We start from the raw sequence: 20082 nt of genomic DNA on the forward strand, positions 1-20082 counted from the left end.
TTTACTTTACCATAGATTTTGGTGCCTGACACCATCCGTGGACATTTGTCTTTCTGGAGTGGACATTTTCCCTTTTAATGCCATTTTAATATAGCTTGTTCCATCTCAATGGCAGATAGAATGTTTTTTCGTCAGTTGTATACGCTAAGGAAAATGGTAAAGGAGGGAGTTAACATGCGGAAGGTAATCTTTCTGTTGATGTTTCTATTTGTTTTTTCAGTGAATCAGCCAATTTTTGCGGGCAGTTATGAATCTAAGCTCCAGATTAGAGGGATTTATGTTCAAGCAGCCAATACGCAAGGGCAAAAGTTCAATCAGCTACTTCATTTGGTAAAGCAATCGGATTTAAATGCAATGGTTATTGACATTAAAGACGATCATGGCACACTCACCTTTCAACCGGACAAAAGTTCGCCCTACTATCGAATTAGCCGGCCCTACATAAAAAATCCGACAAAGCTAATCGAGACCCTGAACCAGCACAATATCTATCCAATAGCGAGAATTGTTGTCTTTAAAGATAATGTCTTGGCAAAGTCCCATCCGGAGTGGTCTTTTAAAACAGCTAATGGAACGATCTGGAGAAATGGACGAGGCGATGCTTTTACCAATCCCTTTGTGAAGCAGGTTTGGGATTATAATATCGGTATTGCCAAAGAAGCCGCCAAAATAGGCTTTAAGGAAATCCAGTTCGATTATGTCCGATTTCCGGAAAAATTTGAAACATTTGAAGCATCCCTAACCTATTCGAGGCAATCCAAAGATCAAAGCCGTGTATCAGCAGTTAGCGAATTTGTGAAAACAGCCCATGAAAAGCTAAAGCCTTACGGTGTCAAAATGTCGGTTGATGTATTTGGTAATGCCGCCGTCATTCCAGAAGCCCCGGGAATTGGGCAAAATTTTTCGCAAATAGCACAGCATGTGGACGTCATTTCAGCGATGATTTATCCTAGTCACTGGGTCAGCATTTTTGGGATAAAAAAGCCCGACTTGGAGCCTTACCGCCTTGTGTCAGAATATGCCAAGGTTGAAAAAGCGAGGCTAACAAAATTAGCTGACCCTCCGATATCCAGGCCGTGGCTCCAGGATTTTACCGCAACCTGGCTTGGCAAGGGGAATTACAAGGTATATGGAAAAAACGAAATTGAAGAACAAATCCGCGGCTTACATTCACAGGGAATTCATGAATTTTTATTATGGAACGCTAAAAACAACTATACCCCGAATGTCCAGTACGTAAAATAAAGTGGACCAACAGGCAATGGTGTCAGGCACCAATATCTAAGCAGCAAAAGTGTAAGCTGTCCATCTCATGTGGACACTTTCCGATAATGTCCGGCATCAGCACCTGGGAGGAACTCCTGGTCACTAATCAATCCATGCCAAAAGGTTATTGGCAGGATTGACACTGGTCTTGACCACTAAGGAAAGAACCAACAATCCATCGCCACCGGAACAGTTTCCGCTTGTTCCGGTGGTTCATCCATGTTTCGTGGTGCCTGACTCCAATATGATTTCCTTTTCGATGTGGCTGGCACGAATGCCAAATTTAGGTTTTAGCTGGGCAGTGTCGATTGGTTCACCCAGCAGGATTTTGATGGCCAGGTATGGCAAATTAATACCGGAAAGGCAGCTAATGTGCATGCCACCGCTCATCCGCGGGTTGATTTCCAGTAGTTTCGGTACACCGTTACTGTATTTCACCTGAATATTGAACACGTAGGGGATTCGATAGATACGATGAAAGTCGTAAGCAAGCTGGATCAGCTCCCGATGGTCGACTAACTCTCGCACCCTGCCCTCCCCTTTCATTCTTGGAATGGCTGCAATTAAGTTGTTGCGGGAGGCAACACAATCAATACTATATTCCCGGCCATCCAAATACTCCAACACCATTAAATCTGGAAAACTCTCCTGTTGCCCTAATATTTCGCACGCATACTTGAAAGGAATTCGGAAACTTGTACCATGACGAAACAGCTGCTCGATGGAATCTACATCATCCTGAATGACGCGAAAGCCGTTTGCCCCTTCACCAATCACCGGTTTAAAACAAACCTTATGCCCTCGTTCGCTTAACATCTGATAGGCTTTTTGAAAATCAGCGACGTTATTGACCACTTCGAAATCAGGGATTGAGAAAACAGGACCCTGCTCATTCTGCAATAGTTCCTGATAGGTGAGCGCTTTATTATCCATCATTTGCATCAGCTCAGCATCAGGGCAAACCAGTACCTTCACCCCGATAGCTGCAAAATCAGCTAATCGTTTAGAAATCAGGACATTTTCCTTGCGCGGAATCATGATCTCAATTCCATGAGTTTTACATACCTCCAGACAAAAGTCCACATATGCCTCGCCGCTAAGCTCAGGCTCTACAAAGGCAACATCACAATATTGTAAATACAACGCATTCTGATTTGGATGACTGCCATAAATCCTAAATTTTCGCTGATCCTCATTGTTCCGAATCATTTCAATATAGTGCAAAACAGTCGTAAACCATTGATTAAACCATATCTTCATAAAAAAGCCTCTTTCATGTAGTAATCGCCGATTATTTGCTAGTATATTCCAACTGACAAAATATTATATAGCAAAAATAAGTAAAATCAATTCAACATAATATTTATTATGTTAACTACTTTTAAAAAACAAAAAAAATCGCCCCTGCTTCTGCAGAAACGGTTTAAAACGGAAATTAGACTCGTCTCTATACCAAAACCCTTCTGGAATTCAGTTTTATGATAAATTCCATAATTGCGGAAACATCCAGATTTGACCGATCGGCGACGACACCATCCACTTTTTTAACAACCTGTCTTTCGAAGAAATTCATTTTAGAAACAAGGAATTCTCCGCCAAATAAACCAAGTGCCACGGCATTCTTCCGTAATTCCTGCGGATAGGCGTTATTAAATTGTTCAATTGCCAATTCACCCTCACGCATACAACACAAAAATAAAGCTATCTCTTTTTCTAAAAGATCATCATGATACTTATGAATAAACTGTTTAATTTTCCGCTGGATTTCACCGGCGTGGATGGAGCCTCCGATAATTACGGTATCAAAATCTTTCAAGTCAAAAAAGATTTTATCCCGTTTTAAATCAACCGATAATACCTCTCCTTCCAAGTTCTCGCTTATTAAACTAACAGCTTTTTCAGTTGTTCCATGTGATGAACAATATACAATTAAGGTTTTCATCATCCTGCCCTCCTAATGATTGAATAGGTATAGCAAAGAATGTCTTCCTTCGATATCATTATATCGCGAAATCAATCCGATTCTTCAAGCAAGGATTGGCAAGATTATGACAATTCATCCACACATTGTTTGTTATCAGATTTAAAATTCGCATAGCAGTTTATTGTGTTTTTTTCAAAACAATCGGAAAATTATTTATTACCTTATTCCAATTTTTTCTTCATATAGTACAATAAAATAAACTGGACATCATTTTTCGGAGGTTTACATGAAGCGCCTTACCGAGCATCTGATTATCATTTCATTTGATTGTCTTTCAGCTTTAGATCTTCCTATTTTAAAAGCCTTACCGCACTTCCAAGAGTTTCTCTCCAACGGGGCCCTTGTTGAACAAGTTGAAACAGTTTACCCATCGGTAACGTATGCATGCCACTCCACAATTGTCACCGGTAATTATCCGAAACGGCACGGAGTGGTGAGCAATACATTATTACAGCCGGGCTGGAGCTCACCGGACTGGAATTGGTACCGGGATTGTATCCGCGGAACAACGCTTTACGATGAAGCTAAAAAAGCCGGGATGACCACTGCCGCGCTTTTGTGGCCAGTTACTGCCAAAGCAAATATTGATTTCAACATGCCGGAAATTTTCGCCAACCGGCCGTGGCAAAATCAAATCATCGTCTCTCTCATGAATGGTACTCCCCGTTTTCAATGGGAATTGAATCAGCTTTATGGATCGATTCGCAAAGGTTTGCAGCAGCCGCACTTGGATGACTTCGTTCTGGCTTCAACAGTTCATACAATCAAAACAAGAAAACCGAATTTATTAATGGTTCATTTTACCGACCTTGATACACAGCGCCATGATCATGGATTTTCCTCCAATGAAGCGCTTGCCGCACTTCAACGCCATGATACCCGGCTTGGCCGAATGATTGAGGCGTTAAAGGAGAGCGGAATTTACGAAGACTCGACGGTGATTCTATTAGGTGACCATAGTGCGCTTGATGAACATACAGCTATTCGGCCGAATGTTCTCCTTCGCCAGCAAAACTTGATCACCACAGGCACAAACGGAAAAGTGAAAAATTGGAAGGCCTTCTGTAAAAGCTGTGACGGCAGCGCATATATTTATCTTAAAGACCAGGCTGACACGGAAACTCTATCTAAAGTCAAACAGCTGCTTGATTCCTTGCTTGATAACCCGGACTCTGGAATTGAAAGCATTTTAACCGGCGCCCAGGCAGCTGCAAAAGGTGCAGATGGCACCTGTGCTTTTATGTTAGAAGCACGAAGCGGCTATTACTTTTTGGAGGACCTGGAGGGTGAATACAGCAACACGATAACGGCAAAGGACGTGAAAGCAGATCATAAATATACGTTGGCTACTCACGGCTATTCACCGGAAAAAGAAAACTATCGAACTATTTTTATGGCGGCAGGTAAAGGAATTAATCCCATTACCATCCCCTTTTGCCGGCTCGTGGATGAAGGACCGACATTTGCGAGACTTCTGGGAGTCAGCTTGGGTGAAACCGATGGACGTGTGGTAGAGGAATTATTAACTTATTAAGCTACTAGTTTGAACAATGATGGATTTTTACAAACAGCAGCCGGATGCGATCCGACAGGTATACCAACCTATCCAACAGTTACGCCAGCTTATCCGACAGTAACCAATCAAAAGCCAAAAAGATAAAAAGGGGGAATTAAGTTGAGCCGGATGACAAAGCAAGAAAATAGCTGGGTTTTTTATGATTGGGCCAACTCTGCCTACTCAATCCTGATTACCACAGCCGTATTTCCATTGTATTTCAAAGCGGCCGCAACCGAAGCCGGGCTTGCAGCTACAACCTCAACCGCCTATTGGGGCTATGCCAATTCATTTGCCACCTTGCTCATCTCCATTTGTGCACCGGTTTTAGGAAGCATTGCTGATTTTAAAGGCTTTAAGAAGCGGTTTTTCACGTTTTTCTTTGCCTTGGGGGTTATTTTTACGCTTATGCTGGCTGTCGTCCCCAGCAATCAGTGGCTGATTCTGTTAATATGCTATATGCTTACCGTCATCGGCTTTGGCGGAACGAATATTTTTTATGATGCTTTTCTTGTCGACGTGACGACGGAGGAACGAATGAATCGGATCTCCTCAAACGGTTTCGCCATGGGGTACATCGGCAGCACCATCCCCTTTATTTTAGGAATTGCGCTGATCATTTTAGCGCAGCAGCAAATCCTGCCAATTTCCGTTTCCATTGCCAGCCAGCTGGCATTTGCGATTACAGCCTTATGGTGGGGCTTATTCACGATTCCAATGTTAAAAAATGTAAACCAAATCTATTACAAAGAACGAGTGCCCCATCCGATTACCAATGGCTTTAAACAGCTGTTTGAAACGGTGAAAAAAATCAAGCTGTACCGCTCATTATTTCTTTTCTTACTGGCCTATTTCTTTTACATCGACGGTGTCAATACGATCATCACGATGTCAACGGCATATGGATCCGATCTAGGGATTGACTCCACCAGCCTATTAATCATCCTGTTTGTCACCCAGGTAGTTGCGGCTCCATTTGCTTTTCTGTACGGCAGGCTGGCCGATAAATTTCAAGCCAAAAGAATGCTCTTGGTCGGTATTTTTATCTATATCGCCATTTGTATGTATGCCTATTTCTTGAAGACGGTGCTGGATTTCTGGATTCTGGCAATGCTTGTCGCCTCCTCCCAAGGGGGTATCCAGGCTTTGAGCCGCTCCTATTTTGCCAAACTGGTACCGAAAGAAAATGCTAACGAATTTTTCGGCTTTTATAGTATTTTTTATAAATTTGCCGCGATATTGGGGCCCTTCTTAGTCGGTTTTATGGCACAAATGACCGGTAATACAAACAACGGCGTCTTCAGCCTAATCGTCTTATTCCTCATTGGCGCAGTGATATTAATACGAGTGCCGAAAGCGACAGATATCCCCCAATCAAGTTCAATTTCTCGATAAAAAACTCACCCAACCGGTGAGTTTTTTTCATTAATTTTTGGATAATAACATGATCTTCCGCTCCCCACCTCGCACACCAATAAGGCGAAATCTTAAATTATTTTAAGCAATAGGGAGATATTTTTCCGTTTTTCCTAATTTTCCTCCTTTATCCCTTAAAAATCCTGTTTTTTCGACTTTGTTCGTATAAACACAAAGTGTTAAGATTCCTCTATATGTTAATGGAAACTGTTAAATGACAAAAGCGGAGGGATTCCTATCAATCAGTTAAAGCTGCATTACACGAACGATATGGAAAAAGCGATGTTAAGCTCCCACGGAGTCACTTTTGCTGATTATAGCAGAAAGCTAGACGTCAGAATGAAAGTAGAAAGACGTCGGGAACAGGAATATTTAGACAGCCAACGCATCGTTACCACTATCGAGAAAAAGCTTCACTATTAATGTCTGTAAAAAAAGCTGGTCCATTTTGTGGATGAGCTTTTTTCATCCTGCTTTGTATAAAATCAGTTCCTTTTGGGAATAGCTGATTAGCAAAAAATCACTTTTTTTCGGAACATTTTATTCGCAATCCCTGCGCTAAATCCGCTATAATATCTTCATATATTATTTGAAAGGTGTTGGTTTAATATGGCGAACCAAGCTGAGTCTAAGAAAAATCTCACTGTTAATTCCACCATTTCGTTAAAGGGAATCGTAAAAGCCATTTTTAACGATACCGTTCATGTCCAAATTGGTGGAAAGATTATTACGATTCCAACATCTGAATTCTTAGTGGAAAAACCAGTTCAATAAAAAGCTTTATAGCATATGGATGGCCCATCACAACATATATGATGGGCCTTAATTTTTTTAGCTCTCTTTTTTGGGCATGATACTCTCCAACAAAGGAATATTCCAGTTCCCATTTTGGATATCAATGAGCAACTGCGAAGTTTCCGTTTCGTCGGCCTGTCTAATTTCGGTAATTTCATTGTGGAGACGTTCCATTTTTTTGTCCAGCTGCGATGCGATGACGGCTGCCTCTTTTAACTCTTCAATCATATGACCAGGCACTGCTTTATTATATTTATAATAGATTTTATGCTCCAAACTGGCCCAAAAGTCCATCGCAATTGTGCGGATTTGCACCTCCACGTATGTTAACTCTTCCCGGTCGGACATAAAAATGGGGATTTGCAAAATAAGGTGCAGGCTTTGATAACCGTTCGGCTTCGGATGTTTAATATAATCTTTAAATTCAACCACCTTGATATCCTTTTGCTTCGAAATCATTTCCGCTATTTTGTAAGTATCGGAAAGAAACGAACAAGTGATCCGGATGCCGGCAATATCCCTTATATTTTCTTTAATCGAGGCCAAGGTAAATTCATAACCTTTCCGGGATATCTTTTTCAAGATGCTTTCAGGTGATTTTAAGCGTGATTTCACATGTTCAATCGGATTGTAATCATGAATATAATTAAATTCTTCGGAAAGAATATTGATCTTCGTATCCATTTCATCGATGGCAAATTGATAGGCCATCATAAACCGGGTCAGTTCAACCCTTAATTCTTTCAATTCTTTTAAATCTAAAACCTGTTCAATATTCACAGATAGACGTCCTTTCGTAATGTACTATTTCAATTCGTCTGGAAAATTGTCTAGAATGTGAGGTGGAAAAATCATACGGCAAATTACCTTGGCCATCTCCCGGTAGTTTACCTTTTCTCCCGTTTGTTCCGCTTTTTTATGACTGTTCTCAAACAGCATCATAATCGACCAAGCAACAGTATCCAAATCCAAATCCCTCCAAGTTAAGTTTTTTTCATGGATTTGTTTTAAACTGGAAAGAATTTTAGCATGTATTCTCTTTCTTGCTGCTTGAATCACTTCCGCCAGGTCCAGGTCTTTTGAGAGGATTTCTGGTAATACACGGTGAAGCCCGGAATGATTCAACCGAAGCACATGAGCCTCCAAAAGCGAAGCCAATAGTGACACAGGGTCATGGCAAAACCAATGGGGTTCGGGTGCAAGAAATTGATCAATTTTATCTTCCAAAAGCGCCATTAAAAGCTGCCGCTTATCTGAAAAATATCGATAAAAGGTCCCTGTAGCCACTCCTGCATGGGCGGCAATTTCCTTGGCGGTTGTGTGCTCATACCCTTTTGTCGTGAATAGGATCCTGCCGCTTTCAAGCAAGGCCTTTCTCTTTTGCTGGGCCCGTTCCTGCCTAGGAATAAACGGAAACTCACCGACTAATTGATCTTCTCGATCTGACATATTACCACCTCAAAGATATCATAGCATAAAACGATAACCTGAACTATAGTTCAACTTCATTATTGACAAGATGTTCATAAAATGCAATACTTGAACTACGGTTCATGTTATGAAAATCCCTTTTGAACACCCCTTTTAAATACAAGAACCCATAACATGACCGATTTTTTATTTTTTTCGTAAAATCATAAGGCCTTTGAAGGATATCAACCAGTTTTTGCGAATACAATAGGGTAACTCCCGCTCGTATATTGACTAATTTGAAAGGTGTTGATTTTTATGGCCAACCAATCTGAAGAAAAAAAGATTTCAGTTAATTCGACGATTTCCTTAAAGGGAATTGTAAAAGCCATTTTTAACGATACCGTTCATGTTCAAATCGGGGGAAAAGTGATTCCAATCCCGGCCTCGGAATTTGCCATTGATAAAAATTAACATAAAAACGATGTCTGAGAAAGGACATCGTTTTTTACGCTATTTTTGAAAAAGGCAAGGTAAATAATTCCACAAATCAAATAGAAAGCCAGGCACCATTTTTCCCCTAGTGCCTGCCTCTCTGATAAATATTCCCTACCCTTTTACTGACCCCGCCAACAGCCCTCTGACAAAATATTTGCCTAGGAAAATATAGACTAACAGAGTGGGCAAGGCGGCAATGAGCGCGCCGGCCATTTGGACGTTCCACTGAACGATTTGGCTTCCAGACAGATTTTGCAGAGCCACCATTACTGGCTGCTGGTCCGAGGTGGTAATCGTTACCGCAAATAAAAATTCATTCCAAATATTTGTAAACTGCCAGATAGCCACCACAACAAACCCGGTAACCGATAAAGGGATCATAATATAGTAAAAGATTCTCAAGAACCCGGCCCCATCCATTTGTGCCGATTCAATCATCGACTCCGGAATGCTGGCATAGAAGTTCCGAAACATCAATGTGGTAATCGGCAAGCCATAGACAACATGGACGAGAATAAGGCCGGGGATCGAATTATAGAGACCAATTTCCCGTAAAAATTGAATCAACGGAATGAGAATGCTTTGGTACGGAATAAACATGCCAAACAGAATCGCTGTAAAAATCACTTCTGATCCTTTAAATCTCCATTTCGAGAGGACATATCCGTTCAGTGCCCCCAGTAATGCGGAAATCAAGGTTGCCGGAACAACAAGGTAAATCGAATTCAAGAAATTAGGAGCCAGCTTTGTAAATGCCTTGACATAGCTGCTAAAATCGATTTGAGTCGGCAGCTTCCACATGTCAGCCAAGGTAACCTGATCGAGCGGCTTTAAACTTGTAATAAACATGACATAGATCGGCATTAAATAAAATAAACTCAATCCTATCAGTACAAGGTAAAGTATGGGTTTCACTAGCGATTTTGCAGCCATTATTTTTCACCTCTTCTACTGATGATCAGATACGGGATGATAAAAATGGCCACCGACAGTAGCATGATAATGGCAATCGCGGCACCATTTGCATAATAATTGCCACGGAATGTCGTTTCGAACATGTAAACGCCGGGAACATCGGTAACAAAATTGGCACCAGGGCCCGTCATCGCATAAATCAAGTCAAATATTTTCAAAGAAATGTGGGCCATAATGATGACAACACTGACTGTGATAGGGGCCAGCATTGGGATGACTACTTTTCGGTATACTTGAAATTCGCTGGCACCGTCAATTCTGGCAGCTTCCTTCAATTCCTCCGGGATTCCCCGTAACCCCGCCAAATACATTGCGACGGAAAAACCGGTCATTTGCCATACGGCTGCAATGATAACCGCAAGTAACGCAACGGGAATACCAAATTCTATTTTTCCAAGATGAAATCCGCCAATTATCGTAATATCTGTGTACCACTTGGAGTCGAGGCCAAATTTTTTCAAAAACAGGTTCACTCCTGTTGAAGGATTCAACAGCCATTGCCAGGCAACTCCCGTTACGACAAATGAGATGGCCATTGGAAAAAAGAAAATATTGCGGAACAATGATTCCCCGCGAAGTTTTTGATCAAGGAGTATGGCCAGGAAAAGACCGACGATTAAAACAAAACCAATAAACAGCACCGTAAACACGATGGTATTTCGGATGTCGGCCTGAAAACGGTAATCCTGGAAAAGAAATAGATAGTTTTTTAGACCGGCGAACGAAAAATCCGGTACGAGCGAATTCCACTTACTTAGCGAAACATAACCTGTCCAGCCGATAAATCCATAAATAAAAATCGCAGCTAAAATAATGGACGGAGTCAGAAATGCTATAGCCAGTAATCGATCGCCGTTTAATTTTTTTTTCTTTTTTGGTAGATTCACGGATACTTGAGTACCACTTTGTTTGGAAACTTTTACAGGCTCCATTGTGTTAACCCCCATCACTGAAGTCCTTTGATGAGAAAAAGAGGAAGAGATTGTCTCATCCTCTTTTCCTCCAAGATTACTTCAATTCTTCAGCTGCTTGAGCTAATGAATCGGTTAATTGTTTTACATCTTTCTGGGAAACAAAGATGTTAACTGCTTGGTTTGCCTTTGTTAGGAACCCTTCTGGAGCGGCAGAACCGTGAGCCAAACTTGGTGAGAGCTCTGCAGTTTTGAAATCTTCAATTGTATCCTTTCCATATTGATCATATTTGGATACATTTGCATCAACACGGGCCGGAATCGAACCTTTTAACGGGTTGAAGGCATCCTGTCCTTCAACAGAACCAAGCACTGAAAGGAATTGCTTCGTTTCTTCGACATTCTTGATTCCTTTTGGCAGTCCAAATGTATCGGTAATAACCATAAACTTGCCAGCCGTTCCTGGTGTCGTAATATAGCCGAAGTCTTTATTGACCGCTAATTTTAAGTCGTTGACGAAGTAGCCTTTTGCCCAGTCACCCATAATGTTCATCGCTGCCTCACCTTTTGCTACCAGCTGCGAGGCGTCCTGCCAGTTGCGTGATGCATGGTCGTCATTAATATAGGACAGCATTTTTTTGAAGGTCTCCGTTGCTTTGACAACTTTTTCATCCTTGAAAGATAGATCTCCGGTCCAAAGCTTGCCATAAGCTTCTGTTCCCAGTTCAGCTAAAAGAATGTTTTCATAAATTTGCACAGCAGTCCAAGGCTCTTTGTCACCTAAAGCCAGCGGAGTAATCCCTTTGGCTTTTAATTTGTCTGCCACAGCAAAAAATTCTTCAAAAGTAGTTGGGGCTTTCAAACCATTTTCATCAAAAACGTGCTTGTTATACCATAAAACATTACCGCGATGGATGTTTACCGGAACGGAATAAATGTTCCCATCCTTACTAACCATTTCAATCAGCGATTTTGGGAATTTGTCATTCCATCCTTCTTTTTCATAAAGATCATTCAGCGGCTCCATTTTACCGGCTGCCACCCAGCCTTCATTCAGCTCTGCGCCACCGTGTACCTGGAATGTCGAAGGAGGGTCATTTCCCTGCATACGGCTTGCTAAAACGGCTTTTGCATTCGTACCAGCACCGCCGGCAACTGCAGCATTTTCGATCTGAATATCAGGGTGTTTATCCTGAAATAACGCGATTAAAGCTTTTAAGCCATCTTCCTCTCCAGCACCAGTCCACCAGCTGAAGATTTCCACCTTTTTCTCTGACTTTTTCGAGTCAGTGCCAGACTTTTCTTTTTCGCCGCCGCTTGATTCTTTGGAATTACAAGCAGAAAGTGCGAACAGAAGAACCAGGACCAACCCAAATACAAAGCCTTTTTTCCTCAACGTCAATTCCCCCTTTTTTGTAAGCGCTGCCAACTACATTTTAACTTTAGCATAGAAAATATCCGCCGAAAGGGAGAATTAGCTTCACTTTTTTGTTATTTCCTTCATTTTTTTGTTGTTGTATAAAGATTTCTATTTCAGTTAATATGTTTATGGCGATATTCTGTCGGAGTATCTCCGGTAATTTTTTTAAAAACACGACTAAAATAATTGGGGTCTTTATAACCAGCATCAAAGCAAATTTCCTTTAGACTTTTCTCCGGGGATTTCATTTCCTCCTTAGCATAGTTAATCCGTAATTCAGTTAAATAATCGATAAAGGTGACACCCATTCTTTCTTTAAAAATTTTACTGAAATAAAACGGAGTTAAATTAACGTATTCAGCTGTTTTTTCAAGCGTGATCGCTTCTTTGAAATTTTGCTCAATATAATCAACCGCTTTTTCCATCATGATTTTTATATGTGAGTAGTCACTCGAGCGGTTTCGGTCCAGCAATTCGCGATTCTTTTCCGGCCATTCCGAATTGATTAACGACAAAGCTTTCTGATATTTTTTCCTTAACCTCAACTGTTCCATTTGCTCTGCCCGCTCCTCTTGAACCTCGGCCTGGACACGCCGTAAAGCGGCTATCACGTCCTCTTTTCTGCTGGGCTTCAGAATATATTCCTTTACCCCTTGCTGCATCACTTCTTTGGCGTATTCAAAGGTATTGAACGCGGATACCATAATGAATTTTATCTTTTTATGCTTTTTGCGAATTTCCTTGACGGCCTGAACCCCGTCAATTCCAGGCATTTTGATATCCATCATCATCACATCAGGAGCTAATTGATCTGCCAGTTCCATCGCCACCCGGCCATTTCGGGCATCCCCGACAATTGAAATCTCGGGCATTTCTTCCAGGATCATTTTGGATAAACCTTTACGTTCTAATGCTTCATCATCGACAATGATGATTCGCACATCGGCACCTCCTAATCCACCTTTGGCAATTTAATCCGAAACAGAGTTCCTTTTCCTAATTTCGACTCAATTTCAACCATTTCCTTTTCTCTAAAGAAAATTTCCAAGCGCTTAATCACATTTTTTACCCCAATCCCGCTGGAATAGCTCCCTGAAGAATGGACTGATTTTTCGTTATTCTCAGGTCTACTTTCGGAAAGATGCAATAACCTTTGCCGGGTATCTTCGTCCATTCCCGCACCATTATCGATCACGTCTATATACACTTGATTCTCCTTTTTATAGATTGAAATCGCTAATCGGGCTCCCTCCTCATGGTTTTCAATTCCATGAATAAACGCATTTTCAATAATGGGCTGGAGTGTCATCCTTGGGATGGGCTGCTTGAGACAGCTCTCATCAATATTCATTTCAAACACAATCCGATCGCTGAACCTGGTTCTTTGAATCGTGAAATATTCTTTGACAAAAGAGATTTCATCCTCTAACGTAGTCGGTTGCTCTAAATGGACAAAGTTATAACGTAATAGAACAGACACTGACTCAATGAGCTTTGTAGTTTCATGGGCATTCTCCAGATAGGCCATTTTTGCAATCGTATTCAAGGTGTTAAATAGAAAATGCGGGTTAATTTGGTTCTGCAGACTTTTTAATTCTAACTCTTTTAAAAGCTTATCCAACTCCGACTTATCCTTGATTTCCTTCACAAGACGGCGGATATTTTTACGCATTTCGTTGAATGTTTCTGTTAACAGCTTCAATTCATCATTTGTGCTGACCTTGATATCAGCTCCTGAAAATTGGCCTGCGGAAATTTCTTGAGCGGCCAGAGAAAGCCGTTGAATCGGTTTGGTGATTCCCCCGGATATGATGATGGCTAGAAGCGTACACAAAATCAGTAAGGAAACAACCAGAAAAATGGTCATGAATTTGAAATTGGTATTTTGATGTAATAATTGATCATAAAAGTTTTGATAGGATGTCAGTTCGCTATTGATAAGTGATAAAGTGGTTTCTACGATGAAATTGGAAATCTTAACAGCCTGATTATAATGGCTTGGATATTGCTCCATTTCCCCATCGGAAAACGTGCTAATGGTTAAATCACATTCCGTTATAAAGCTCTCAATCATATTTTGATAATTTTGCAGTAATAGATGGTTTTTGGGATTTTCAACTTCCTTCTCAAGCCGACCGTTATTTTTTAACAGTTCAGCCCGTAATTTTGTATACTTTTGCATAAACAGCTTATCTTTCTCCACGATAAAGGCATTCACCGCTTCAGTTGTTTGATTCGTTTGCTGAGAGATTTCATTGAGTAACAGGAAGCGTTGAAAACTTTGATTATATTCATTCATAATATTCTTACTGCTATCGTAAAGATAGAAAACAACACCAGTGGACAACATCACAATGACAGCAAAAAAGAGCAATAACTTGATTCGTATTGGCATCATTTGACGGTATCCTCTTTCATGTCTGCTGTGATATCTTCTTTGTGGATCACGTCGGTATTGGTATAATTGGTCGTTGGCACTTTTTTACCCTCGATGATCTTAATCATCAGCTCGACAGAACGATGCCCCATTTCATAAGGCTCCTGAGTCACCGTGGCATCGATAATCCCTTTTTTCATGGCCGCTAGCGTTTCATCCAGTGTATCAAAGCCGATAATATACATTCCCTCGACGCGATTTAACAGAGTAACAGAGTTCGCAATACCGATCCCGTCCAAAGCACTGGTTCCAAAAATAGCGTTGACTTGGGGATATTTTTCAAGAATCTGGTACGTTTTTTCGGCAGCCCGAATTTGGGAAATTTTTGATTCCTCGATGGCGATAATCCGGACTCTTTCCTCCCCTTTTACGGCAGCTTTAAAGCCATTCATTCTCATTTTTTGGTTAATGGAGTGAAAGCTTCCGGTAATAATTGCCACATTCACGATCCCAGAAGTATCCTTTAATAAAGCCTGACCTGCTATAAAACCTGCGTAATAATTATTCGTTCCGACATAAGAATTCCTGTTGCTATTTTCAGCATCTGTATCAATTGTAATGATTGGCGTTCCATTTTTAACCAATTTATTAATAAGAGGGGTAAATTGCTTTTCCGTCAGCCCTTGCGAGATAATCCCATCTACTTTCGCAGCAGCGGCCATTTCCAAAGTTTTTAAGTGCTCATCAATATTTCCCTGCTTTGGTCCTACATATTCAAGCTCGATCCCGAATTGGTTGGCAGCATCACGGGCACCCTTTTCTATCAATCTCCAATAATTATTATCAACTTCCTCCGGCACTAACACGAAATGATATTTGTAGCTGGGAACTTTTTCTTTGGCAGCCGAAACGCGAAAATCATTCATTTTTTCCGCAAAGTAAATAGCGAAGGAAAAGGTGACAAAAAATAACAAGAAACCGATTACATAAAATAACTTTGTAAAATATTTCATTTCGACCTGCCCCCACAATTAGTATATCATAATAATAATTTAGACGCCCAATTGGTTCGATTATTGATAAATATGATATATTAATAGTAGCATAAGACTAACAATATGAGAGCAATTTCAGATAAAAAATACCACCATTTCAAGACGTGGTGTGACAGAATGATAAGCTGATCTTTTAAAAAACAGACCCCGTTGTCATGAACGAGGTCTGCCTGCGACACGTGGCCTGTCTACTTATTCGGCTATTTTTTCATTTCTAGGATGACGACATGGGTTGTTTCACTTGCTTTTATCTGGATATCTTCTTCGACAATTTCCAGGGCATCCCTTGTACCTAATTCAACTCCATTTACGGCTGATTTTCCCTCCACTTGCACCATGTAAGCCTGCCTGCCTGCTGCAACTAGAAAACTGATCTCCTTGTCTTTTTCAAGTTCCAGGGCATAAACATTCATGTCCTGGTTGATTTTTATTGGGGCATCTCCTGCTTTGCTTGAGACCATATGAAGCCATTGATTATGGCGGTCATTCCATTCAAATCGGTAATCCCCATAACTTGGTGTATAGCCTGTTTTATCAGGAATAATCCATATTTGTAAAAATCTAAGTGGTTGATCTGCCAAGTTTTGTTCGGAGTGGTAAACCCCAGTCCCGGCGCTCATATATTGAACATGGCCACGGGTGATCGTGCTCTTATTTCCCATGCTGTCACCATGGGTGAGTTCCCCATCCACTACATAAGAGATAATCTCCATATTTTGGTGCGGATGAAGATCAAATCCCGTCCCGGGTGCAACCAGATCATCATTAATTACCCGTAGCATCCCGAAATTGATATTATTCGGATTGTAGTACTCAGCGAATGAAAAGTGAAAAATGCTTCTTAACCAGCCTAAATTACTCCTACCCATGTTTTCGTGGTTTATTTTTCTGAGCATAATATGTTTAGTCTCCTTTTTATAAATATCTCAAATATTACTATCTTGATTTCGAGATAATAGTAATACATTTTTCTATGTTTGTCAAAAATGTGACACATCTATTGATACATATTTATTGAAAGGTTATTTCTATTTTCGTAAGTCATTAAAAAACTGTCCAATGCACAAGGCATGGACAGTTTTCTTTATGTTTCCTAGATTTCCACCTTATTAAAGATATCCGTTAACACCGGTACAATTTGTTTCTTACGGGAGACAACGCCTTTTAATGTGGCTGTGTTGTCAGTTAAGGTTACATGATAAGCTCTTTCAACTGCAGCAGCTTTATTGCCCAGTGCCAGGGCAACTGAATCATTTGTTAAGATATCGGTGATGACAAATAAGAACATATCCAAGTTCTTTTCAGCAATAGTTTTTTTAATGGCTGCTTCCAGTTCAGTCTTGCGGGCAAGTACATCAGCTGGGTCAACGGTGTTCACTTGGGCAATGACCACCTTGCTGGAGCCCATTTCAAAACCTTTTGCGTCAAGGGATAATAACTGCTCAACGGTTTTACTGCTGACATCGGCACCTGCCTTCAGCATCTCCAAGCCGTAAACATTCGCATCTACTCCGGCAATCTCCGCTAACTCATGGGCAGCGATCACATCTTCATGTGTGCATGTCGGTGATTTAAATAGTAAGGAATCAGAGATAATCGCAGACAGCATTAAGCCGGCAATTTCTTTGGGAATGGTCTTGCCATTTTCTTTATACATTTTATTTAAAATCGTAGCGGTGCAGCCAACAGGCTCACAGCGGTAATAGAGCGGATCACTTGTTTCAAAATTAGCAATCCGGTGGTGGTCAATGACCTCAAGGATGCGTACATCAGCAATGTCGTTGGCACTCTGCTGGCGCTCGTTATGATCAACTAAAATAACCGACTTCACTTCGTTGGCAACTGTCTCAACCAAACGCGGTGCCTCAACATTGAATGTTGTAAGGGCATACTGTGTCTCGCTGTTAATCGTGCCAAGGCGAACCGGTTCAACATTTAGTCCTAATTGTTTTTTCAAGTCTGCATAAGCAAGTGCAGAGCAAATGGAATCTGTGTCTGGATTCTTATGTCCGAAAATAAATACTTTTTCCATGCTACTACTCCCAATCGTTTAAAGTATAAAGATCAATCATTTATAAAAAATTGACCCTAATCGAAATTATATATGATAATGCTGAAGGATTCAAAAAAAATGTAAAAAAATTCTTCCCTCAACCTATTTTTTGAATATTACCAGTGTATGAGATTGGTGACTTAAGGAAACCGTGAAATATTTTTTTAAAATGAACATTTACTTGCCTAATGATAAAACACAAAACGCTCAGTCACCAAGAACTGACTAAACAAATGATTGAAAAGAATAACCCAACGTTTCAAATTTTCTGCGCAGGCGGACAATGGCCTTCGAATGGATTTGCGAAATCCGCCCTTTCGTCAAGTTTAACACTTCAGCAATTTCCACTTGGGTTAAACCTTCGTAGTACAATAGGGTTAGAACCAACCGTTCATTCTCAGGCATTTCATCAATACATTCGGCCATTATTTTTCGAAACTCAGCCATTTGCACTTGCTGTTCTTGAGGATTAGGCTGATCATCATGAAGAAAATCCAAGCGGCTCTGCTGCTTTCCTTCCTCCTCATTATCATTCATTGGCTCATCAAGCGAAATCAGAGTGGAAAAGGATAGGGCCGACATCGTTACGTCGACTTCTTCAACGGAAAGATTCAAATAGTCTGCCAGCTCCTCTTCTGTTGGTGTTCTTAACAAGGACTGTTCCAGTTCACGAATGGCATTGTTCAACGCTTTTGTTTTATCCCTTAAGCTTCGCGGAATCCAATCCATTTTACGAATGCCATCCAGCATTGCTCCTTTAATCCGCCACAAACCATAGGTTTCAAATTGGTATCCTTTTGTGTAATCAAAATTTTTGATTGCTTCGATTAACCCAATAAAGCCTAACCCGAGTAAATCCTCCTTCGGGATAATACGTTGTGGAATCGTCAGACTCAGTCGATTGGCCATTCGTTCAACTAAATGGGCATACTGCTTTACCAGTTTTTCCTGGACAGTTGAATCTTGGTTTTCCTGATATTTTCTCCATAAGAGGTTATTAGAATTGATTTCATTCATAACCGGTTTCAACGTTTATCCCTCCTTGCTGAAAGGTTCGATAGGAAGTAAAGGAAAATTAATTAGACCGATCTGAACCCTTCTTGGTATGTAAAGCGTCTAAAGAAATAGCTTGAAAAATGGCATTTTCTTTGGGAAGCCCAGTGGTATCGTTTTTTTCCTTCCCTTTTACGGCTTCTTGCCGCAGTGAATGTTCTTGTATGGGGGCGTTCACTTTGGCACCAAACTGCTGGATTTTTCTTTGTGGCGGAAGTTCTTCCCCGCTTTTCCTTGAGTTCAATTGCTGGAAAATAAACCGCAGCAAATAACCCAAGACAAAGAAAAGAACAAAACCGATCAACGCCCGAAATAAGGACGTCAGCCATGTATTATTAACAAATGATAAGACAAAACTCAAAATAAATGCGGTTAGCCCCAAAATCGCGTTAATTCTCCAACTTCCGCTCATTTTTCGCCACCCTTTTACAACTATTTTCTTAAAGACAACATTTTTTCAAAAAATCCGCGGACACCTTTTATCGGGACAGGTGAATTGACTTCCATGTCAGGTAAAAAGGTATACATAATTTGTTTCATGTTTTTCGAAGCTTCGCAGTTAGGGTATGAAAGATAAAAAGGTGATTGTGACCGGACGGCCTTCTGAACATGAGCATCTTCCATCAAAAATCCTAACGTATTCAAGCCCATTTTTAGAAAAACGGAACAGGCATTTTTTAATGCTCTTGAGGTATCAATTGCTTCACGATAGGATCGCGCCCGATTTACCACCAAGCGAAATTTCGGGGCTTGGCTGGTGTATTGGAGGACGGTTTTCATGACCGAATAGGAATCTGCAATGGAAGTCGGTTCCGGTGTCGTCACCAAAATGGTTTCATCAGAAGCGATAATAAAATCAACGAGAATCTTGGAAATTCCTGCACCGGTATCAAGTAAAATAAAATCGGCATAGGAATTTAGCTCTTGAATTTGGTTCATGAAAAACACCTGATTCTCATGATCTAACAGTAACAGGTCTTGAAGTTCCAATCCTCCGGTAATATAATCAATTCCCCCGGTACCTTTTTCAATACAATCAAATAAATATTTACGTTTGTGGAGCACGTCGGCCAGGCTGTTTCCTGACGAGGAGGCCCCCATTAGAATATCAATATTGGCAGTGGATAAATCCAAATCAAGGATAACAACCTTTTTCCCGATTGATTTTAATGCCAGGGCAAAGTTTAACGTGAAATTCGACTTACCTACCCCGCCCTTTCCGCTTGCAATCGTAATCATCCGTGAATTGTGTTTCTTTTCTTGCTGCACTTGATGGCGGTGCATATATTCTCTTAGACTTTCAGCCTGATCCAT

At 40.8% G+C, this 20082-nt stretch carries 20 protein-coding genes; 5 read left to right on the top strand and 15 right to left on the bottom strand.

Annotated elements, in window-relative coordinates:
- The first annotated feature begins 174 nt into the window (after nucleotides 1–174).
- Complete coding sequence (locus tag RCG24_RS06460) at nucleotides 175–1245, top strand: putative glycoside hydrolase (protein WP_308078671.1); 1071 nt, start codon at nucleotides 175–177, stop codon at nucleotides 1243–1245.
- A gap of 234 nt (nucleotides 1246–1479) precedes the next feature.
- Here RCG24_RS06460 and RCG24_RS06465 read toward each other — a convergent pair whose 3' ends face one another.
- Entirely contained in the window at nucleotides 1480–2526 is a 1047-nt protein-coding gene (locus RCG24_RS06465; RefSeq protein ID WP_308078672.1) for an ATP-grasp domain-containing protein, read from the bottom strand.
- Nucleotides 2527–2713: 187 nt separating this feature from the next.
- Nucleotides 2714–3211: a flavodoxin domain-containing protein gene (locus tag RCG24_RS06470; RefSeq protein WP_308078673.1), complete on the bottom strand. Its 498-nt coding sequence runs from the start codon at nucleotides 3209–3211 to the stop codon at nucleotides 2714–2716.
- Nucleotides 3212–3476: 265 nt separating this feature from the next.
- On the opposite strand from RCG24_RS06470, the gene RCG24_RS06475 reads away from it, so the two are divergent.
- From RCG24_RS06475 to RCG24_RS06485, 3 genes are all read left to right on the top strand, one after another.
- Nucleotides 3477–4784, top strand: coding sequence for an alkaline phosphatase family protein (locus RCG24_RS06475; RefSeq protein WP_308078674.1), 1308 nt, complete (start codon nucleotides 3477–3479; stop codon nucleotides 4782–4784).
- 150 nt (nucleotides 4785–4934) lie between these two features.
- Nucleotides 4935–6200, top strand: a complete 1266-nt coding sequence (locus RCG24_RS06480; protein ID WP_374049153.1) for an MFS transporter — start codon at nucleotides 4935–4937, stop codon at nucleotides 6198–6200.
- 630 nt (nucleotides 6201–6830) lie between these two features.
- A complete protein-coding gene (locus RCG24_RS06485) occupies nucleotides 6831–6995 on the top strand; it encodes a hypothetical protein (RefSeq protein ID WP_202654199.1) in 165 nt (54 codons plus the stop codon).
- Between the two features lie 57 nt (nucleotides 6996–7052).
- On the opposite strand, the gene RCG24_RS06490 is transcribed toward RCG24_RS06485, so the two are convergent.
- Both RCG24_RS06490 and RCG24_RS06495 read right to left on the bottom strand, forming a co-directional pair.
- Nucleotides 7053–7796 carry a GTP pyrophosphokinase gene (locus RCG24_RS06490; RefSeq protein ID WP_374049130.1) on the bottom strand — a complete coding sequence of 248 codons (744 nt, stop codon included), beginning with the start codon at nucleotides 7794–7796 and terminating at the stop codon, nucleotides 7053–7055.
- A 24-nt stretch (nucleotides 7797–7820) separates the two neighbouring features.
- A complete protein-coding gene (locus RCG24_RS06495; protein WP_202654198.1) occupies nucleotides 7821–8465 on the bottom strand; it encodes a TetR/AcrR family transcriptional regulator in 645 nt (214 codons plus the stop codon).
- Between the two features lie 279 nt (nucleotides 8466–8744).
- On the opposite strand from RCG24_RS06495, the gene RCG24_RS06500 reads away from it, so the two are divergent.
- Entirely contained in the window at nucleotides 8745–8900 is a 156-nt protein-coding gene (locus tag RCG24_RS06500; RefSeq protein ID WP_202654197.1) for a hypothetical protein, read from the top strand.
- Between the two features lie 135 nt (nucleotides 8901–9035).
- On the opposite strand, the gene RCG24_RS06505 is transcribed toward RCG24_RS06500, so the two are convergent.
- The 11 genes from RCG24_RS06505 to RCG24_RS06555 all read right to left on the bottom strand — a co-directional run bounded on the left by RCG24_RS06505 (nucleotide 9036) and on the right by RCG24_RS06555 (nucleotide 20082).
- Complete coding sequence (locus tag RCG24_RS06505; RefSeq protein WP_202654196.1) at nucleotides 9036–9857, bottom strand: carbohydrate ABC transporter permease; 822 nt, start codon at nucleotides 9855–9857, stop codon at nucleotides 9036–9038.
- A complete protein-coding gene (locus tag RCG24_RS06510) occupies nucleotides 9857–10831 on the bottom strand; it encodes a carbohydrate ABC transporter permease (RefSeq protein ID WP_202654195.1) in 975 nt (324 codons plus the stop codon). Before RCG24_RS06510 ends, RCG24_RS06505 begins: the two co-directional genes overlap by 1 nt.
- Before the next feature lie 76 nt (nucleotides 10832–10907).
- Complete coding sequence (locus RCG24_RS06515) at nucleotides 10908–12206, bottom strand: ABC transporter substrate-binding protein (RefSeq protein WP_308078676.1); 1299 nt, start codon at nucleotides 12204–12206, stop codon at nucleotides 10908–10910.
- 137 nt (nucleotides 12207–12343) lie between these two features.
- A complete protein-coding gene (locus RCG24_RS06520) occupies nucleotides 12344–13171 on the bottom strand; it encodes a response regulator transcription factor (RefSeq protein ID WP_308078677.1) in 828 nt (275 codons plus the stop codon).
- 11 nt (nucleotides 13172–13182) lie between these two features.
- Nucleotides 13183–14628 carry a sensor histidine kinase gene (locus tag RCG24_RS06525; protein WP_202654192.1) on the bottom strand — a complete coding sequence of 482 codons (1446 nt, stop codon included), beginning with the start codon at nucleotides 14626–14628 and terminating at the stop codon, nucleotides 13183–13185.
- Nucleotides 14625–15620, bottom strand: a complete 996-nt coding sequence (locus RCG24_RS06530; RefSeq protein WP_308078678.1) for a sugar-binding protein — start codon at nucleotides 15618–15620, stop codon at nucleotides 14625–14627. The genes RCG24_RS06525 and RCG24_RS06530 overlap by 4 nt, the downstream gene beginning before the upstream one ends.
- 242 nt (nucleotides 15621–15862) lie before the next feature.
- The gene (locus tag RCG24_RS06535; RefSeq protein WP_308078679.1) at nucleotides 15863–16558 is read right to left on the bottom strand and encodes a pirin family protein; all 696 of its coding nucleotides are present in this window, start codon (nucleotides 16556–16558) and stop codon (nucleotides 15863–15865) included.
- A 197-nt stretch (nucleotides 16559–16755) separates the two neighbouring features.
- Nucleotides 16756–17694 (bottom strand): manganese-dependent inorganic pyrophosphatase, encoded by a 939-nt coding sequence (locus tag RCG24_RS06540; protein WP_308078680.1) that lies wholly within the window; start codon nucleotides 17692–17694, stop codon nucleotides 16756–16758.
- A 246-nt stretch (nucleotides 17695–17940) separates the two neighbouring features.
- On the bottom strand, nucleotides 17941–18744 hold the full coding sequence (locus tag RCG24_RS06545; protein WP_308078681.1) for a sigma-70 family RNA polymerase sigma factor: 804 nt from the start codon (nucleotides 18742–18744) through the stop codon (nucleotides 17941–17943).
- A gap of 46 nt (nucleotides 18745–18790) precedes the next feature.
- Nucleotides 18791–19180 carry a hypothetical protein gene (locus RCG24_RS06550; protein ID WP_308078682.1) on the bottom strand — a complete coding sequence of 130 codons (390 nt, stop codon included), beginning with the start codon at nucleotides 19178–19180 and terminating at the stop codon, nucleotides 18791–18793.
- 20 nt (nucleotides 19181–19200) lie between these two features.
- Nucleotides 19201–20082, bottom strand: coding sequence for a MinD/ParA family protein (locus RCG24_RS06555; RefSeq protein ID WP_202654185.1), 882 nt, complete (start codon nucleotides 20080–20082; stop codon nucleotides 19201–19203).

Source organism: Neobacillus sp. OS1-32 (genome assembly GCF_030915425.1).
Taxonomy (GTDB): Bacteria; Bacillota; Bacilli; order Bacillales; family Cytobacillaceae; genus Neobacillus; species Neobacillus paridis.

Excerpts from the sequence above, each read along its gene's own strand:
- RCG24_RS06550 (WP_308078682.1), bottom strand. The coding sequence starts at position 19,180 with ATGAGCGGAAGTTGGAGAATTAACGCGATTTTGGGGCTAACCGCATTT.
- RCG24_RS06540 (WP_308078680.1), bottom strand. The coding sequence starts at position 17,694 with ATGGAAAAAGTATTTATTTTCGGACATAAGAATCCAGACACAGATTCC.
- RCG24_RS06530 (WP_308078678.1), bottom strand. The coding sequence starts at position 15,620 with ATGAAATATTTTACAAAGTTATTTTATGTAATCGGTTTCTTGTTATTT.
- RCG24_RS06555 (WP_202654185.1), bottom strand. The coding sequence starts at position 20,082 with ATGGATCAGGCTGAAAGTCTAAGAGAATATATGCACCGCCATCAAGTG.
- RCG24_RS06465 (WP_308078672.1), bottom strand. The coding sequence starts at position 2,526 with ATGAAGATATGGTTTAATCAATGGTTTACGACTGTTTTGCACTATATT.
- RCG24_RS06480 (WP_374049153.1), top strand. The coding sequence starts at position 4,935 with ATGACAAAGCAAGAAAATAGCTGGGTTTTTTATGATTGGGCCAACTCT.
- RCG24_RS06505 (WP_202654196.1), bottom strand. The coding sequence starts at position 9,857 with ATGGCTGCAAAATCGCTAGTGAAACCCATACTTTACCTTGTACTGATA.
- RCG24_RS06500 (WP_202654197.1), top strand. The coding sequence starts at position 8,745 with ATGGCCAACCAATCTGAAGAAAAAAAGATTTCAGTTAATTCGACGATT.
- RCG24_RS06460 (WP_308078671.1), top strand. The coding sequence starts at position 175 with ATGCGGAAGGTAATCTTTCTGTTGATGTTTCTATTTGTTTTTTCAGTG.
- RCG24_RS06495 (WP_202654198.1), bottom strand. The coding sequence starts at position 8,465 with ATGTCAGATCGAGAAGATCAATTAGTCGGTGAGTTTCCGTTTATTCCT.
- RCG24_RS06525 (WP_202654192.1), bottom strand. The coding sequence starts at position 14,628 with ATGATGCCAATACGAATCAAGTTATTGCTCTTTTTTGCTGTCATTGTG.
- RCG24_RS06475 (WP_308078674.1), top strand. The coding sequence starts at position 3,477 with ATGAAGCGCCTTACCGAGCATCTGATTATCATTTCATTTGATTGTCTT.
- RCG24_RS06485 (WP_202654199.1), top strand. The coding sequence starts at position 6,831 with ATGGCGAACCAAGCTGAGTCTAAGAAAAATCTCACTGTTAATTCCACC.
- RCG24_RS06535 (WP_308078679.1), bottom strand. The coding sequence starts at position 16,558 with ATGCTCAGAAAAATAAACCACGAAAACATGGGTAGGAGTAATTTAGGC.
- RCG24_RS06470 (WP_308078673.1), bottom strand. The coding sequence starts at position 3,211 with ATGATGAAAACCTTAATTGTATATTGTTCATCACATGGAACAACTGAA.
- RCG24_RS06510 (WP_202654195.1), bottom strand. The coding sequence starts at position 10,831 with ATGGAGCCTGTAAAAGTTTCCAAACAAAGTGGTACTCAAGTATCCGTG.